General features: G+C 61.9%; 11 protein-coding genes. 3 read left to right on the top strand and 8 right to left on the bottom strand.

What is annotated here, in order from left to right; genetic code table 11:
- Nucleotides 1-118 precede the first annotated feature (118 nt).
- The 7 genes from LZ519_RS02105 to moaA form a co-directional block, all read right to left on the bottom strand.
- Complete coding sequence (locus tag LZ519_RS02105) at nucleotides 119-1,027, bottom strand: peptidylprolyl isomerase (protein WP_249867086.1); 909 nt, start codon at nucleotides 1,025-1,027, stop codon at nucleotides 119-121.
- Nucleotides 1,024-1,818: a respiratory nitrate reductase subunit gamma gene (gene narI, locus LZ519_RS02100; protein ID WP_249868836.1), complete on the bottom strand. Its 795-nt coding sequence runs from the start codon at nucleotides 1,816-1,818 to the stop codon at nucleotides 1,024-1,026. The genes LZ519_RS02105 and narI overlap by 4 nt, the downstream gene beginning before the upstream one ends.
- Complete coding sequence (gene narJ / locus LZ519_RS02095; RefSeq protein ID WP_249867085.1) at nucleotides 1,818-2,516, bottom strand: nitrate reductase molybdenum cofactor assembly chaperone; 699 nt, start codon at nucleotides 2,514-2,516, stop codon at nucleotides 1,818-1,820. The genes narI and narJ overlap by 1 nt, the downstream gene beginning before the upstream one ends.
- The gene (gene narH, locus LZ519_RS02090; protein ID WP_249867084.1) at nucleotides 2,513-4,042 is read right to left on the bottom strand and encodes a nitrate reductase subunit beta; all 1,530 of its coding nucleotides are present in this window, start codon (nucleotides 4,040-4,042) and stop codon (nucleotides 2,513-2,515) included. Before narH ends, narJ begins: the two co-directional genes overlap by 4 nt.
- Complete coding sequence (locus LZ519_RS02085; protein WP_249867083.1) at nucleotides 4,039-7,830, bottom strand: nitrate reductase subunit alpha; 3,792 nt, start codon at nucleotides 7,828-7,830, stop codon at nucleotides 4,039-4,041. Before LZ519_RS02085 ends, narH begins: the two co-directional genes overlap by 4 nt.
- 12 nt (nucleotides 7,831-7,842) lie before the next feature.
- A complete protein-coding gene (locus tag LZ519_RS02080; protein ID WP_249867082.1) occupies nucleotides 7,843-10,578 on the bottom strand; it encodes a nitrate/nitrite transporter in 2,736 nt (911 codons plus the stop codon).
- Between the two features lie 208 nt (nucleotides 10,579-10,786).
- Nucleotides 10,787-11,767, bottom strand: coding sequence for a GTP 3',8-cyclase MoaA (gene moaA, locus LZ519_RS02075; protein ID WP_249868835.1), 981 nt, complete (start codon nucleotides 11,765-11,767; stop codon nucleotides 10,787-10,789).
- A 77-nt stretch (nucleotides 11,768-11,844) separates the two neighbouring features.
- Between moaA and hemN the strand changes: the two genes are divergently transcribed.
- Nucleotides 11,845-13,203 (top strand): oxygen-independent coproporphyrinogen III oxidase, encoded by a 1,359-nt coding sequence (hemN, locus tag LZ519_RS02070; RefSeq protein WP_348539372.1) that lies wholly within the window; start codon nucleotides 11,845-11,847, stop codon nucleotides 13,201-13,203.
- Nucleotide 13,204: 1 nt separating this feature from the next.
- Here hemN and LZ519_RS02065 read toward each other — a convergent pair whose 3' ends face one another.
- Nucleotides 13,205-15,412, bottom strand: a complete 2,208-nt coding sequence (locus tag LZ519_RS02065; protein WP_249867080.1) for an adenosylcobalamin-dependent ribonucleoside-diphosphate reductase — start codon at nucleotides 15,410-15,412, stop codon at nucleotides 13,205-13,207.
- A gap of 265 nt (nucleotides 15,413-15,677) precedes the next feature.
- On the opposite strand from LZ519_RS02065, the gene LZ519_RS02060 reads away from it, so the two are divergent.
- Nucleotides 15,678-16,919, top strand: coding sequence for a PAS domain-containing sensor histidine kinase (locus LZ519_RS02060; RefSeq protein WP_249867079.1), 1,242 nt, complete (start codon nucleotides 15,678-15,680; stop codon nucleotides 16,917-16,919).
- A complete protein-coding gene (locus LZ519_RS02055) occupies nucleotides 16,916-17,530 on the top strand; it encodes a response regulator transcription factor (RefSeq protein WP_249867078.1) in 615 nt (204 codons plus the stop codon). Before LZ519_RS02060 ends, LZ519_RS02055 begins: the two co-directional genes overlap by 4 nt.
- Nucleotides 17,531-17,696 lie beyond the last annotated feature (166 nt).

Here is a 17,696-nt window from a genome sequence, read left to right as displayed (position 1 = left end):
TCGCGCGATGCGGCTCTCGATACTGAAACCGCCAGTTCCGGATCCGAGGCCTCGAGCGAGGACTGGAACGATCCAGCGGACGAGCGCGCCGCGGCGAGGACATCACCCAAAGTGGGCATCAGCTCGCCCCGCCGCCGATAACGACTCCCTCCACCTGCGATCGGCCGGCAACCTCGGCAACGTAGCGAGCCGCGGCGAGCGACCAGCTGCGCGCCTCCAGCATGTCGGCGATCCGATCCCTGACCATTTCGTAGGGAAGCACCCTGCCCTCGATCCGTCGATGCAAGCGAAGCACATGCCAGCCGAACCGCGACCGGACGGGCTCGCGCCCCGTCGTTCCTTGCTCGATGGCCTCGAGCCCCGCCTGGACCGAAGGCGTCAGTTCGCCCCTGCGGATCTGGCCGAGGGAGCCGTCCTGTTGGGCCGAAGGGCATTTCGAATAAGCCCGCGCTGCCTCGGCGAATGCTTTTGGATCGTCGCCGACATCCGACGCAATCCGCCTCGCCTGCGCCTCGGCAGCCGCCCACGCTTCGTCGGTATCCGCGTCCGGCTCTATCAGGATGTGCGCGGCTTCGAACAGCTCGGGCGTGCGGAAGCGATGCTGTTGCGAATCGTAATAGCGGCGGCATTCCTCGTCGCCGGGAGTTTCGGGCCCGACCTGAGCCTCCAGCAGCGCGCGCACGAGGGCATCGTCTTCGTCTTCGGTCCTTCCGGCCTCGTCGGTCTCGGGCTCCGGCTCCATTCCGAGCCTGCGAGCCTCCTGCAGCAGCAGCTCACGCACCGCCAGCGCGCGCGCAGCCTCAACCCATGCAGTCTCGGCATCCGGCGCCGGATGGTGCTGGATTTCCTGTGCGATTGCTTCCGGCTCGATCTCGACTCCGTTGACGCTGACTTCGCCGAATGTGGGCGGCGGTGGTATGGCCGGCTCTGGACCGCCGCAGCCGCCGCTTTCGCAGGCGCTCGGCATCGCCGGCTGCGGACGTGCTGCCGGATCGCCGATGTTGATGACGTCGAGCGGCCGGTTCATGCGCCCTCCTGCCCGCTCTCGGCCAGCTGCCGAAGGACGGTCGTTCCGCCGTAGGTCGGCGCGGTTCCGGCCGGGCCGTGGGTGAGCACCTCCGGCTTCCGGTTGACCGGGCGGCGCGAGCGGACGATCTGGAAACCGGGCCGAAGCAAGTACCAGACGGGCGCGCTCCAAATGTGGACGAGCCGGGTGAACGGCGTGATCAGGAACAAGGTCAGGCCGAGGATGATGTGCAGCTTGTAGACAAGCGCCACGTCCTTGATCCGCTGCGGAGCCGCCGGATCCAGGGTCAGGATGCCGTTCGCCCAGTTCATGAACTTCAGCATCTCGCTCCCGTCGAGGTGTTTCAGCGTCCACCATGTCGTCAGAATGCCGAGGGTGAGCTGGAGCCAGATCAACACCAGCACCGCGATGTCGCCGATCGAGGAGCTTCGACGGATCCGCGGGTCGAACAGGCGGCGATGGAGAAGAAGGGTGCAGCCGATATAGGACGCCACGCCGGCGATGCCGCCCACGACCAGCGCCGCGGTCTGCTTGAGGCTATGACTTATACGAAGGGTGTCGATCACCGTGACGGGCGTCAGCAATCCGACAAGATGGCCGAAGAAAAGAATGATGATGCCCATGTGGAAGAGGTTGGAGCCGATGACCATCTGACGGCGGCGCAGGAACTGGCTCGATTGCGAGCGCCAGCTGAACTGGCTGGCGTCGAAACGCAGGACGCTGCCGACCACCAGCACCGTCACCGCAAGATAGGGGTACCAACCGAACGCCAGCTGGTTGATGAAATCCATCACTGTCCTGTCTCCCTGTCGACTGGCCGATTGGACGCTCTGATCTTCGCAACGACCCCCGTCGGGCCGCCCATTTCATGCGCACCGCTGGACATGAAAGAGACCGGGGCTTCTTCCCATTCCTCGTCGATCGTTGCCGGATCTTCCTTGGGCGTGTTCTCGTCAATTTGCGCGATCGCGGCTGCATCGGGCTTGGTGTCGGCAAGCGCGACCAGGGAATGGAATAGCCCGGCATAGTCGGAGCCGCGCTTGTCGAGCCGCTCTGCCAGCGCCGCGAAAACGTGCGCCGGCTGCCCGAGCATCTCGCGCGCCTCCTGCATCGGCAGGCATGACGCATATTCGAGGAACACGGGAATGAAATCCGGAAGCTCCTTCGCCTCCAGCAGGAAGCCGCTGTCCATATATTGGCGAGCGAGATCGATCATCGCCTGGCCGCGTTCGCGGCTGTCGCCGTGAACATGCTCGAACAGGTGCAGCGACAGCGATCGCGAGCGGTCAAACAGCTCGCTGTAAGTCGCCTGCAAATCGAGGAGTTCGTCACGTTCGAACCGCGCCAGCAACCGTTCAAGCCGCCGCCGTCCGCCATTCGTCAGCATCTGCTCGCGCGCGAACGCGTCCCGTAGCTGGCCTGCGTTCGCCTTCAAATCTTCGGAAGGATATGAGAGCAGCGCCGCCAGCGCTCGAAGAGTCATCATCATGTCGGAATGTCCATGCGCGGGTCCCGGGACGGCTTTTTCGCGCCGCCACCGAACAGGTTGACCTTCGTCGTACCGAGCGTCCCTTCGCGAAATCCGAAGCCGCTTGAGCCGCGGAGCACGAAAGCATCTTCCTCAAGCTCGCGGTGAGTTGTCGGGATCACGTACCGGTCCTCATAGGCCGCGAGCGCCATGATCTTGTACATTTCCTCGATGCGATTGCGGGTGAGGCCGACGCGCTTCGGAATGGATTCGTCGATCCTTCCCTCGATGCTCTTGGCCCGCATGTAGGAACGCATGGCGAGCATCCGTTCGAGTGCTGCAGCGATTGGTTCTTCGTCTCCCGCGGTCAGCAAATTCGCGAGATATTTCAGCGGAATTCGCAATGAGCGGACGTCCGGCATTCCATCGACAGCAGAGATCTTTCCCGCCTCGGCGGCCGACTGGATCGGCGAAAGCGGCGGAACGTACCAGACCATAGGCAGTGTCCGGTATTCCGGGTGCAGCGGGAAAGCGATCTTCCATTCCATCGCCATCTTCCAGATCGGCGAGCGCGTCGCGGCCTCCAGCCATTGCTCGGGCACGCCGTCGCGCCGCGCCTGCTCCTGGACGGCGACGTCGTTGGGATCGAGGAAAACCTCGAGCTGCGCGGGATACAGATCTTTTGGATCCTCGACCGAGGCAGCCGCCTCGATCCGGTCGGCGTCATAGAGAACGACGCCGAGGTAACGGATCCGGCCGACGCAGGTTTCCGAGCAGACTGTCGGCTGGCCGGTCTCTATCCTCGGGTAGCAGAAGATGCATTTCTCCGACTTCCCGGTGGACCAGTTGTAATAGATCTTCTTGTACGGGCAGCCCGAGACACACATGCGCCATCCCCGGCACTTGTCCTGGTCGATCAGGACGATGCCGTCCTCCGCCCTCTTGTAGATCGCGCCTGATGGGCACGAGGCGAGGCAGGATGGATTGAGACAGTGCTCGCACAGCCTCGGCAGGTACATCATGAACGTCTTTTCGAACTGGCCGTAGATCTCCTTCTCGACACCGTTGAAATTGTAATCGTGGCTGCGCTTGGAGAACTCGCCTCCGAGCATATCCTCCCAATTCCCACTCCACTCGATCTTGTTGAGCTTCTCGCCGGTCACCAGCGAACGCGGCCGGGCCGTCGGCTGCGCCTGCAGCTCGGGCGCCGACTGCAGCCATTCGTACTCGAAGGTGTAAGGCTCGTAGAAATCGTCGATCTCGGGAAGGTGCGGGTTGGCGAAAATCTTCGACAGAATTCGCCACTTCGAACCCTGGCGCGGAACGATCCGGCCGTTCTTCTTGCGAACCCAGCCGCCCTTCCAGCGATCCTGGTTCTCCCAGTCCTTCGGGTAACCGATTCCCGGCTTGGTCTCGACGTTGTTGAACCAGGCGTATTCGACGCCTTCGCGGTTGGTCCAGACGTTCTTGCAGGTGATGGAACAGGTGTGACAGCCGATGCACTTGTCGAGGTTCAGCACCATTGCGATTTGTGCGCGAACCTTCATTCTGCTGACTCCTTCGCCGGACCGGTTGCGCCGGTTCCCCAATCCGCGGTTCCACCCTCGACATTGGCGGCGTCATCCGCAGCTTTGTCGAACCAGTTGATCTCGCTCATCTTGCGCAGGATGACGAACTCGTCGCGGTTCGCGCCCACTGTCCCGTAATAATTGAAGCCGTAGGCGAGCTGCACATAGCCGCCGATCATGTGCGTCGGCTTCATGTTGATGCGAGTCACCGAATTGTGGATCCCGCCGCGCTGCCCGGTGATCTCCGACCCGACGGTGTTCACGAGCTTTTCCTGTGCGTGGTACATGATCGCAGAGCCGGGCATGATCCGCTGCGAGACGATCGCTCGCGCCGTCAGCGCTCCGTTCACGTTGAAAACCTCGATCCAGTCGTTGTCCTCGATTCCCGCCGACTTGGCGTCGTCTTCGCTGATCCACACGGTCGGGCCGCCGCGGTTGAGGCTCAGCATGATGAGGTTCTCGGTATAGGTGGAATGGATCCCCCACTTCTGGTGCGGGGTCAGGATGTTGAGCAGGATCTCCTTGTTGCCGTTCGGAAGCTTGCCGAGCACCTGCCGCACCGTCTTGGTGTCGATCGGCGGCCGCCACGTGACGAACCCTTCGCCGAACGCCCGCATCCAGTGATGGTCCTGATAGAGCTGCTGCCGCCCCGTAAGGGTGCGCCACGGGATGAGCTCGTGCACGTTCGTGTAGCCGGCGTTGTAACAAACATGCTCGCTCTCAAGGCCAGACCAGATCGGCGACGAGATGATCTTCCGGGGCTGGGCAGCCACATCGCGGAAACGGATCTTTTCCTCTTCCTTGCCCTCGGCGAGGTGGAGATGGTCGCGGCCGGTCGCCTTTCCGAGCGCTTCCCACGCCTTCACTGCGACCTCGCCGTTTGTTTCCGGCGCCAGCATCAGGATGGTCTCGCAAGCGTCGATGTCGGTGTCGATTTTCGGCCGGCCTTCGGCGGGCCCATCGAGCACGCGACCATTGAGGTCGCCGAGGAGCTCTACCTCGTGCTTGGTGTCCCAGTTGAGACCCTTGGCGCCGTTTCCGAGCTTCTCGAGGAGCGGCCCCATCGAGGTGAAGCGCGCGAACGTCTCCGGATAATTGCGCTCGACGAGTGAGACCGACGGCATCGTCTGGCCAGGAATGGGCTCGCACTCGCCTTTCAACCAATCCTTCGGCTCATAAGCCTGGGCAAGTTCGCCGGGCGTATCATGCAGGATCGGCGACATCACCAGGTCATGCTCAACTCCCAAGACTTCCGGGGCGATGTCGGAAAACTTCTTCGCGATCGCGCGGAAGATGTTCCAGTCGCTCTTGGTCTCCCACGCGGGGTCCACGGCCGCGCTGAGCGGGTGGATGAACGGGTGCATGTCCGACGTGTTGAGGTCGTGTTTTTCGTACCAGGTGGCGGTCGGAAGGACGATGTCGGAATAGATGCTGGTGGTGGACATTCTGAAGTCGATGTTGACCATGAGGTCCAGTTTTCCGACCGGAGCTTCATCGCGCCACACCACATCCTTGGGCCGGTCGATGCGCTCGCGATCCTCATCGGTGCCGACGACTCCGTGAAGCGAGCCGACGAGATGCTTGAGGAAATACTCATGTCCCTTGCCGCTCGCGCCGAGCACGTTCGACCGCCAGAAAAACATGTTGCGCGGCCAGTTGACCGGGTTGTCGGGGTCAAGGCTCGACGGCTTGAGCTTGCCGGACTTGAACGCTTTGGCGACGGCCTGCGCCGGGTCCGCGCCCGACTTGTGCAGGCGGTTCCCCCAGTCGATCGGGTTTGCATCGAACTGGGGTGCGGAAGGCAGCCACCCCATCCGCTCCGCTTTGGCATTGTAATCGAGCATCGCGCCCGACCAGTCACCAGCCGGCGCCAGCGGCGACAGGATTTCGGACATCTTGAGCGTTTCGTACCGCCACTGGTCGGTGTGCGCGTAGAAGAAGCTCGTTCCGTTCATCTGCCGGACCGGACGACTCCAGTCTGTGGCGAACGCGAGGGGGAGCCAACCGGTCTGCGGGCGGAGCTTTTCCTGCCCGACGTAATGCGACCAACCGCCGCCGGACTGGCCGACGCAACCGCACATCACCAGCAGGTTGATGATGCCGCGGTAGCTCATGTCCATGTGGTACCAGTGGTTGAGGCCGGCCCCCAGGATGACCATTGAACGGCCCTTGGTGGTCTCCGCGTTGGCGGCGAATTCGCGCGCGACCTGGATGATCGCCTGGCGCGGCACGCCCGTCACCTTCTCCGCCCAGGCGGGGCTGAAGGGAACGTCGTCATCATAGCTTGCAGCAACGTTCGGGCCGCCAAAGCCGCGATCGACTCCGTAATTGGCGCAGAAAAGGTCAAAGACAGTGGTGACGTATCCCTTTTCCCCGTCTGCGAACTTCAGCTGCTTGACGGGCACGTTCCGCATCAGAATCTCGTCGTGGTCCGTAGCCACGAAATCGTGCGGAGCCTCGGCACCGAAATAGGGGAACGCGACTGGCTCGATGGAGTCGTGATCGTCGGCCAGCGACAGGCGAAGGCGGACGTCCTTGCCGCTCTCCTCCTTCTCTTCCAGGTTCCATTTGCCTGGATCGCCCCAGCGATGGCCCGCTGAGCCAACCGGCACGACCAGCTTTCCGCTCAACTCGTCGAACGCGGCACATTTCCAGTCGGGGTTGGCAACCTTGGCGATCTTTCCGCCAATATCGGCTGCTCGGACAAAGCGGTCGGGGACAAGGCGTCCGTCACGCTCGACCAGCTTTACGAGCAGCGGAAAATCCGAATAGCGGCGGCCGTAATTGGCGAAATATTCCGCCTGACGATCGACGTGGAACTCGCGCAACACGACGTGTCCAAGCGCCAGCGCTAGCGCCGCGTCCGTGCCCTGCTTCGGATGAAGCCACATATCGGAGAATTTCGCGGCTTCATTGTAGTCCGGCGCAATCACGACGCTCTTCGCACCGCGGTAACGAACTTCCGAATAGAAATGCGCGTCCGGAGCGCGCGTCATGGGAATGTTCGACCCCCAAACCAAAAGGAAGCCGGCGTTGTACCAGTCGGCGCTTTCCGGGACGTCGGTCTGCTCGCCCCACGTTTGCGGCGACGAGGGCGGTAGGTCGCAATACCAGTCGTAGAAACTGAGCAGCGTGCCTCCGATAAGCGAAAGATAGCGGCTCCCTGCGGCGTAAGAGATCATCGACATCGCGGGGATCGGCGAGAAGCCGGCAATGCGGTCGGGACCGTAGCTCTTGATCGTATAGGCGTTGGCCGCGGCTATCAGCTCGGTGACCTCGTCCCAGCCGGCACGAACGAAGCCGCCGCGCCCGCGTTTGGAAACCCAGTCGCGCCGCTTGTCCTTGTCCTCGACGATCGACTTCCAGGCCGCAACCGGAGTCATGCTTTTGCGCGCTTCGCGCCAGTGACGGATCAGCCGGGCTCGAACGAGCGGGTATTTGATGCGCGTGCCGGAATAGAGATACCAGCTATAGCTGGCCCCACGCGGACAGCCGCGCGGCTCATGGTTCGGCAGGTCCGGGCGCGTTCGGGGATAGTCGGTCTGCTGCGTTTCCCACGTGACGATTCCGCCCTTGACGTAGATCTTCCACGAGCATGAGCCGGTGCAATTCACGCCGTGGGTGGACCGGACGATTTTGTCCGCCGCCCAACGCTTGCGGTAGGCATCTTCCCAGTCACGAGCCTCATTCGTCGTAATCCCGTGCCCGTCCGAAAACTTCTCCCTCGCCCTTCGAAAGTAGGTCAGACGATCCAGGAAATGACTCATGATGTTCCCCGCTCAGGCAGTAACAGCCGTTGTTGATTGAGACGCAAGCGCGCGCTCCAGGTTCCGAAAGAGTCCGCGCGGCCCGGTGTAGGCGATCCATGTTAGCCCCGCGCAACTCAGGTAGAAGATAATGAAGCCCCACAGCGCCGCATCGGCGGTTCCGGTCAACTCGATCGACGAGCCGTAGGCCTTTGGAATGTAGAAAGCGCCGAAGGCCGCGATCGCGGAGGTGAATCCGATGACCGCCGCCGACTCCCTTTCTGCCTGAAGGCGCCGGTCGCCCTCGGCAGCCCCGCGCTCCGCCCGGTCCACTTCGGCGCGCATGATCGAAGGCACCATCTGGAAGGTGGAAGCATTGCCGATGCCGCTGACGAAGAACAGCAAAAGGACCATTGCAAAGAAGCCAGCGAAACTGTGGGCGTCGAGAAACCACAGCATTCCCGCGACGGCGGCAATTTGCACGACGAAGACCCAGAATGTGACTCGCGCGCCGCCGACTCGGTCGGCGATCCAGCCGCTGCCCGCGCGCGAGAGCGCTCCGATGAGCGGCCCGACGAACGCATAAGCGAGCGCATTCCTTTCGGGGAACACGAGCTTCGCAAGCAGGGGGAAACCAGCCGACATCCCAATGAAGGTTCCGAACGTGCCGGTGTAGAGCCAGCACATGATCCACGTATGGACGCGTCCGAAAATCGACGACTGATCCGCAAACGAAGCACGCGCGGACAATATGTCGTTCATTCCGAACCAGGCGGCGAGCGTGCCGATGATGATCAACGGCACCCAAACGAAACCGGCATTTTGCATCCAGACCTGCGTTCCGTCTGCAGCGGTCTGCGCCTGCCCGCCGAGCGCGCCGAAGAGTCCCATCGTGATCACGACCGGAACCAGGAATTGCATCACGCTGACGCCGAGATTCCCCAAGCCTGCATTGATCGCCAGGGCATTCCCCTTTTCAGCCTTCGGGAAGAAAAAGCTGATGTTGGCCATCGACGACGCGAAATTTCCGCCGCCGAACCCGCAGAGCAATGCAAGCACCACGAACATCAGGTAGGGCGTGCTCGGCTCCTGCACCGCATAACCGATGCCGAACGCCGGGATGAGCAGAGAGGCGGTCGACAGCGTCGTCCACAGCCGGCCGCCGAATATCGGCACCAGGAACGCGTAGAAAATCCTCAGCGTCGCGCCGGACAGTCCAGGAAGCGCGGCGAGCCAGAATAGCTGGTCCGTAGTGAAGTCGAACCCGATGGCCGGAAGCCGCGCAACGACGACGCTCCACACCATCCACACGGCGAAGGAAAGCAGCAGGCAATAGGTGGAAACCCAAAGGTTGCGGCGAGCGACTGCACGACCGCCGCTCTCCCAGAAGCCCGGCTCCTCCGGTCGCCAATCAGCGATCGGTCCGGCGCGGCGCGGCGGGATCTTGATGCCCGCCTCCCCGAGCCCGCGCATTTCCGGCAGCTCGGGAACCTGGGCCGCTGCACCCTTCTTCTCGGCGGCCCGCTCCATGTAGCGAATAGCTGCCTGCATCCACACGAGGGCGATGCTGACGAGGACGAAGAGAAGGACGAAGGAGCTGGTCCATACTCCAGTGACATCGAGCAAGGCGCCAAAGGCGAGCGGAAGGATGAATCCGCCAAGCCCGCCGACCATGCCGACGAGGCCCCCGACGGCGCCTACGTGATTCGGATAGTAAGAAGGGATGTGTTTGAAGACCGCGGCCTTGCCGAGGCTCATGAAGAAACCGAGCACGAATATCGTGACCAGGAAGGGCACGAGGCCCATTTCGGTGTGGAACGTGATCGGGCCGCGGATGCCTTCGACAATATAAGTCGTCGGCGGATAGGACAGCATGAAGGTCGTAAGGACCGAGACGCCAAAGGTGACGTACATCACCGATCGCGCGCCGTAGCGATCGGAAAGCTTGCCGCCGTAAATGCGGAAAAGGCTCGCTGGCACCGAGTAGAAAGCGGCAAGCATGCCGGCCGACTTCACATCAAGATGGTAGACGCCCATCAGGTAGTGAGGCAGCCACAGCGCGAGGGCCACGAACGCTCCGAAGACGAAGAAATAATAGAGCGCAAACCGCCAGACCTGCAGGTTCTTCAATACTGAAAGCTGGCTTCCGATTGATTCCGCCTTGCGGCCTTCGCGCTTCCTCGCCGTCTGCTCCGGATCTTCCTTGGTCAGCACCAGATACAGCAGCGACGTGACCAGCAGCGCCGCCGCCCACAGTTGCGCGACCGACTGCCAACCCGCTGCGACCATGACAAACGGCGCAAGGAATTTGGTGACGGCAGCACCGACATTGCCTGCGCCGAAGATACCAAGCGCCGTTCCCTGCTTCTCTCCAGGATAGAATTTGGAAACGTACGTGACGCCCACTGAGAAGGAGCCGCCGGCGATGCCGACACCTAGAGCCGCGACAAGCAACTCGATGTAGGTATCCGCAAAGGATGTCAGGAAAGTCGCGACGGAAGCGACGATCATCACCGCGGCAAAAACCCGACGACCGCCGAACTGGTCGGCCCAAACACCGAGCAGGACTCGAGTCACCGAGCCTGTGAGGATGGGCGTTCCGACGAGCAGCCCGAATTCTGTCTCAGAGAGACCGAGCTGGTCCTTAACGCCGAGGCCGATGATCGAGAAGATCGTCCAGACGGCAAAGCAGACCGTGAACGCGATCGTGCTCGTCCAGAGTGCCTGGCCCGCGCCCTCGGTTACGCGGTCGCTCTTATTGGCGTTCATGAATTCGTCCCTCTCCCGGAACGCACATGGCGGCAGTAAAAAAAGAGCCCCGGGCCATTGGGTGGCCGGGGCTCATTGCAGAGGCTGAGGGGATGGGCCAAAACCTCTGCGGAAGTCGGGCTCGGGCTGAACGGGACCGCTTCCTGGCCCTGGCTCTGCCAGTCCTGACGGTCGGAGGCGATGATGCAGATCATTTGCGACTCACCTGTCAGCCACCCGTTACGCTCATGTGTCGCGCCACCGCCGGCGCCTCTCCAGCCCGAATTGCAAATTCATGCTTCCGCGGCTTGCCCTTGAGCAGCTTGTCGAGGGCCTCGTCGACGAGGTCCTGACTTCCCGAGCGCAACGCCTCGCGAAGCTCGACCTTCTGATCGTGCCCGAGGCAGCCGTAAACAGTGCCCGTCGCTGAAATTCGGATCCGATTGCAGCCGTCGCAGAAATTGTTGGTGAGAGGCGTGATCATCCCCAGCCTCACGCCGAGACCGTCAATCTCCCAGTAGCGAGCCGGACCCCCGGTGCGTGCAAACGATGGGACAAGCGTGAATTCCCGATCGAGCCGCGTCTTGACGTCGCTCAGCGGCAAGTAATGTGTCGTCCGATCTTCCTCGACATTTCCCAAGGGCATGGTTTCGATCAGCGTCAGATCGAACCCCTGCTCGCTGCACCAGACCAGCATGGGCTCTATTTCATGCTCGTTGATGTTCTTGAGGGCGACCATGTTGATCTTGATCTTCAAGCCCGCTTCGGCAGCCGCGTCGATGCCACGAAGGACCTGGTCGAGGTCGCCGCGGCGGGTGATGTAGCGGAAGCGTTCGGGATCGCGGCTGTCGAGGCTGACATTGATGCGACGTATCCCCGCATCAGACAGCAAACGGGCGTATCGGGGGAGCTGAGTTCCGTTCGTCGTCATCGTCAGCTCGTCGAGTCCCATGCCGACCCGTGTGCCGAGATCGGCGACGAGATGCTCGACGCCCTTGCGCACCAAAGGCTCACCACCCGTCAGCCGAATCTTGCGAACGCCCCGGCCAATGAGAAGGTCGGCCAGCTGCGCCAGTTCCTCCAGCGTCAGCACTTCACTGCGGGGCAGGAAGGTCATCTTTTCGGCCATGCAGTAACGACACCGCAGGTCACAGCGATCGGTGACGGAAAGCCGAACGTAAGTGATCTTGCGGCCGAAACTGTCGATCATCGGTCCTGGGAGCGCCACGCTATCGTTCACCACTCGCTTCCGCCGAGCGCCTAGCAGCAGCGCTTCCACCTTGAGTGATGTACATCAACGAAAGCCGGCTTTTGATCCGTAGCTTTACGGACATGATTTCTCCGGAAACCTATGCTCGGTACGCCCAAATGCCCGTGCCGCGATACACGAGCTACCCAACGGCTCCCAACTTCTCCGCCGGGGTGGATGGAACCATATACGGGTCCTGGCTCCGATCAATTGGCGAAGGCTCGAGAATTTCCGTCTACCTGCACGTCCCTTTCTGCAGGCAGATGTGCTGGTATTGCGCCTGCCACACGACGGTAACCCGCCGGCAGGCGCCTGTAAGCCGCTATGTCGATACGCTTGTCCGCGAGATCGAGCTTGTTTCGGAGCGGATGAGATCGCGGCCGACAGTCGGCCACCTTCACTGGGGAGGCGGCTCGCCGACACTGCTCACGCCTGCGGATGTGGCCAAACTCCGCGAAGCGGTCGAGGCAGCCTTCCGCATTGACCATTGCGCCGAAAATGCCGTCGAGGTGGATCCGCGGACCTTGACGTATCAGCTGGCACGCGCGCTGGGCTTGGCCGGGGTCAACCGCGCCAGCCTGGGCGTGCAAAGCTTCGATCCAATTGTCCAACAGGCCATCAATCGGGTTCAAAGTTTCTCCACCACAGATGCGGCTGTGACGATGTTGCGCACATCGGGCATTCCAGCGGTCAACCTCGACCTGATCTACGGGCTCCCGTTCCAAACGGTGGCTTCATGCCTGGATACGGTTGAGCACGCGTTGAGGCTGCAGCCGGACAGGCTTTCGGTGTTCGGCTATGCGCATGTCCCGTCCTTCAAGGCCCATCAACGCAAGATCAGCGAGCACGCGCTGCCGGGCGCGGCGGAGCGCCAAGCGCAGGCCAGTGCCATCGCCCGCGCGCTTACGAGCGCAGGCTATCGACAAATCGGGATCGATCATTTCGCATTGCCAGGTGACACGCTGGCCGTTGCTGCCGAGCAGGGCACCCTACGCCGCAACTTCCAGGGATATACCACCGACAAATGTGCCAGCCTGATCGGCTTCGGAGCGTCCGCGATCGGACACCTTTCGGAGGGATTCGTTCAGAATGCGACCAAGATCCCGGATTATGAAAGGCGGATAGCGGAGGGGCGGCTGGCGACGGTTCGGGGTTGCATGACCACGCCGGAGGACATCCGGCGCGCCGAGGTCATCGAGCAGTTGATGTGCAGTTACCGGGCTGACGTCGCATCCGTCGACGCTCCCCTCGACCAGCTCGAAAAGGATGGCCTCATCCGACGCTCCGGCAATCGGATCGAGGTGACGGACGAAGGCCGGCCCCTGGTCCGGACAGTCGCTGCCGCGTTCGATACCTACCTGCCCTCCTCGACCGCCACCCACGTCACTGCGGTCTAGCTCAACCGCATTTGGAATAGCCGCACTCCAGGCAGTTGTTGCAGCCCTCGACCTTCACCAGCGCCGACGCTCCGCATTGCGGACATTGCGGCATCGGCTTTGCCGAAGCCGCTTCGAATCCACCGGCTTCGACTAGCTGGGGCCCCAGCCCGCCAAGGTGCCGCTCGACGATGTCGCCGATGGCCGCGAGAAGCGAGGGGACGTAGCGGCCCTGCATCCACGCGCCTCCGCGCGGGTCGAAAACCGCCTTCAGCTCCTCGGCTACGAACGCAACGTCGGAGCTTCTCCTGAACACTGCGGACACCATCCGCGTTAGACCAAGCGTCCAGGCGTAATGCTCCATGTTCTTGGAGTTGATGAACATCTCGAACGGGCGCCTCTCGCCATCCTGGTCGAGGTCGTTGATCGTGATGTAGACCGCATGCGGGCTCTCCGGCCATTTGAGCTTGTAGGTCGTGCCGTGCAGCTGCTCGGCGCGAGGCTCGAGCACTTCCTCATTGCTCGATGCCTTCGTTTCGGCGACGCTCAGAACCGACCCGGTGACCGCATTGGGGCGGTATGTGGTCAGGCCCTTGCAGCCGAGGTGATAGCCTTCGACGTAAATGTCGGCGAAGTCCTCGAAGCTGATCTCCTCAGGACAGTTGACCGTCTTGGAGATGGAGCTGTCGATCAGAGCCTGGGCGGCGGCCTGCATGGTGAGGTGATCTGAGGGCGATAGAGTCTGAGCGCTTACGAAAAGCTCCGGCGGCGGGGGTGCGTCGCCCTTCAGCCGGCGCCACTCGCGAATGGCAAAATCCTCGACCTTCTCCTCGCGCGTCGTGCCGTCGGGCCGGCGGATCTTGCGCGTGTAGGAGAAGGCGAAGACCGGTTCGATGCCGGAACTGACGTTACCGGCGAGAAGCGAGGTCGTGCCCGTCGGCGCGATCGAAGTAAGGCAGCCGTTGCGAAGGCCATGCTTGGCGACGAGAGCGCGCGTCTCTTCGTCCAGCGAAGCCAGATTCGGACGGTCGAGCATCGACTTGTCGTAAAGGGGAAACGGCCCCTTCTCAGCGGCGAGCTCGGCCGAGGCGCGATAGGCCTCGCGCTTGATTGTGCCGAGCCAGCTGCGGGTCAATGCCACGGCGTCGCTGCCCCCGTAGGCCGCGCCGCAGAAGAGGAGTGCGTCGGCCAAGCCCGTAATTCCAAGACCGATTCGCCGCTTCGCTTTCGCTTCCTCCTCCTGCTCCGGCAGTGGATAGCGTGAGATGTCGATGACATTGTCGAGCATTCTGACGGCTGTGCGCGTCAGCTCCCCCAGCTGCTTTTCGTCGAGCTGTGCACCCTCCTCGAACGGCCGCTCGACCAGCCGCGCAAGATTGATGGAGCCGAGCAAGCAAGCGCCATATGGCGGAAGCATCTGCTCGCCGCATGGATTGCTTGCGCTGATCGTCTCGCAATGGGCCAGATTGTTCTGGGCATTCACTCGATCGACGAAGATCACCCCGGGCTCCGCGACATCGTAGGTCGCGCGTGTCAGCTTTTCCCAAAGCTCGCGCGCACGCACCGTTCTGATCGTCTCGCCGCCGAACGTCAGGGGCCAGTCGGAATCGCTTCCAAGCGCGGCCATGAATGCATCTGTCACAAGCACCGACACGTTGAAGTTGCGAAAGCGGGCGGGGTCGCGCTTCGCATCGATGAACGCTTCGATGTCGGGATGATCGATACGAAGGCACCCCATCATCGCTCCGCGCCGCTGTCCCGCCGAATGGACGGTCCGGCACATCGAATCCCAGCAGTCCATGAACGTAAGGGGACCGGAGGCGTCGGCGGCTACGCCCTTCACCAGCGCACCGCGGGGACGAACGGTCGAGAAGTCCATTCCGACGCCGCCTCCCTGTTGCATGGTCAGCGCCGCCTGTTTCAGATGCTCGAAGATACCGTCCAGACTGTCGGGGATCGTGCCCATCACGAAGCAGTTGAACAGTGTAACTGCGCGATCCGTACCTGCGCCGGCGAGAACCCGGCCGGCGGGGATGAACCGGAAGTCCTGGATCGCGTCGCGGAAGCGAGTTTCCCACGAGCTTCGGCATTCGGGCGACTCTCGTGCCGCGACTGCTCTCGCCACACGAGCGGCAGTCGCCGCAAAGCTGTCATCGCCTTCGCCAGCGCTCGTCTGGAACCGGTACTTCGCGGTCCAGATTTCTTCCGCCAGCGCCACGTCGAAGAACATTCCACCCTCCCACATTTTGTGGTGAGGAGGTTACGGATCACAACATATTCGGTATTGATCCATCGCAAATGGGGTACTTGGATAGGCTGCTCGCAATTCGCACTCTAGGTATCCTCGAGGTTTTTCGAGCTATCCCTGATTGCGTGATCGATCAGCTTTACAGAGCGAACGCGCCCCTCAGCCTCGACACGGCGACGATAGCGGGCAAGGCGGCGAACGAGGTCTGCCTTTTCTGAGTCTTCCGGGCCATTTGCTGCTTCGATCATTGGGCCGTGAATATCGACCAGGCCGGCGCGGTTGCATACGTAAGTATCCTAGCCGTCCGTCGGGATCGAAACTGCCATTACGCCGTCGAATTGCTATGACCCACCTGATGAACGAGCCGTCTTCCGAAGCACCTCCCGAAGCGGAGTCTCATCTTCGCTCGATTCTGGCGACTGTTCCCGACGCGATGGTTGTGATCGATGAAGTCGGTCTGATCTTGTCCTTCAGCGCTGCCGCGGAAAAAATGTTCGGTTATCGCGAGCAGGACGTCGTGGGCCAGAACGTCAGCATGCTCATGCCTTCGCCCGATCGCGAGCGGCACGACCAGTATCTCGAGAATTATCTTCGAACGGGGCAGCGGAAGATCATTGGCATCGGCAGGGTAACCACGGCCCTCCATCGCGACGGAAACACCATTCCAATCGAGTTGGCGGTAGGGGAAGCGTGGCTGGGGTCGCGGCGCATTTTCACCGGCTTCATGCGTGACCTCACGGAGCGGCAGCAAACTTTGCTGCGTCTCCAGGACCTCCAGTCGGAACTCGCGCACGTCGGGCGCCTGAGCGAAATGGGAACCCTGGCGTCGTCGCTCGCGCACGAACTTAACCAGCCGCTGACAGCCCTCTCCGCTTATTGTGAAACGGCGCGCGACTTACTCGGAGCGAGCAGCGACGAAGAGACCCTGGCAACCGTTCGAGAGGCCATGGGAGAGGCTGCCAACGAGGCCGTCAGAGCAGGCCAGATCGTTCGCCGGCTCCGGGATTTCATGAGTCGCGGCGAAATCGAGCGCCGCGTGGAGAGCCTGCAGCAGCTCATCAACGAGGCGAATGCCCTCGCGCTCGTGGGATCTCGGGAGCACGGAATCGACGTGCAATTGTCACTGTCTCCTGCAGCCGACCTCGTGATGGTTGACCGGATTCAAATTCAACAGGTGATGGTGAACCTGATCCGCAACGCTATCGATGCGATGCTGGAAGGCCCGGCGAAATTGCTTGTCATTCGCACGCGGCCGGAAGGCAATCAGGTTCGAATCACCGTGGAGGACAGCGGGAGCGGAATCAGCGAGGCGATTGCTGCCCAGCTCTTCCAGCCGTTTGTGACCTCCAAGTCGAACGGCATGGGAATTGGCCTTTCGATCTGCAGAACGATAGTCGAAGCCCACGGCGGCCGGATCTGGTTCGAGCAACCCAAGTCAGGCGGGACGGCTTTCCATTTTACCCTGCCAAGTGGAAGAGCGAACGCATGAACTCCGACGACACTCGCCTCGTCCATCTGGTAGACGATGATGGCGCCATTCGCCGGTCGGTCGGCTTCATGCTCAAGACCTCCGGCTACGAAGTCCGCACATATGAAAGCGGCGTTGAACTCCTGAAATCGCTCCCTGCTGCGCCCGGCTGTGTGCTGTTGGACATTCGGATGCCCGGCATGGATGGACTTCAGGTCCAGGCTGAACTCGCGAAAAGAGGGGTAAGCCTGCCCGTGGTCATCATGACGGGTCACGGGGACGTCACCTTGGCGGTGCAGGCAATGAAGGCCGGCGCAGTCGACTTCATCGAAAAACCGTTCGAGAAAGGGGTGCTTCTGGAAGCTATCGACCACAGCTTCGACCGGCTCCGCCGAGCGACAGAAAGCAGAGACCGTGCGGACGCCGCGGTCACCAAGTTGAACGCCCTCACCGCTCGCGAGCGCGAAGTGCTCGAAGGTCTGGCCAAGGGGTTGCCCAACAAAACGATCGCGTTCGATCTCGGCATCAGCCCTCGAACGGTTGAGATCCATCGCGCCAACCTGATGACCAAGCTTGGAGTTCGCAGCCTATCAGAGGCACTCCGCATCATTTTCGCTGCACAGCAGCGGTAACGCACCCTCGTAAAATTACGGATTACTGCTGGCGCCCGTGCCGGGCACCTCATCCGCTCGATTGTCGCTGGATGGGGAAATAGACATGACAAGTCGCGTACGTCTGAAGGTTCTTAGTGCCCGAAATGAGTTGGTTTCGGCACCCACCGTTCGTGCCTGCAATGAC

It is taken from the genome of Sphingomonas anseongensis (genome assembly GCF_023516495.1).
In the GTDB taxonomy this organism is placed as follows: Bacteria; Pseudomonadota; Alphaproteobacteria; order Sphingomonadales; family Sphingomonadaceae; genus Sphingomicrobium; species Sphingomicrobium anseongensis.
The sequence above is the reverse complement of the archived record's forward strand: the minus strand, read 5'-3'. Positions and strand labels throughout refer to the sequence as shown.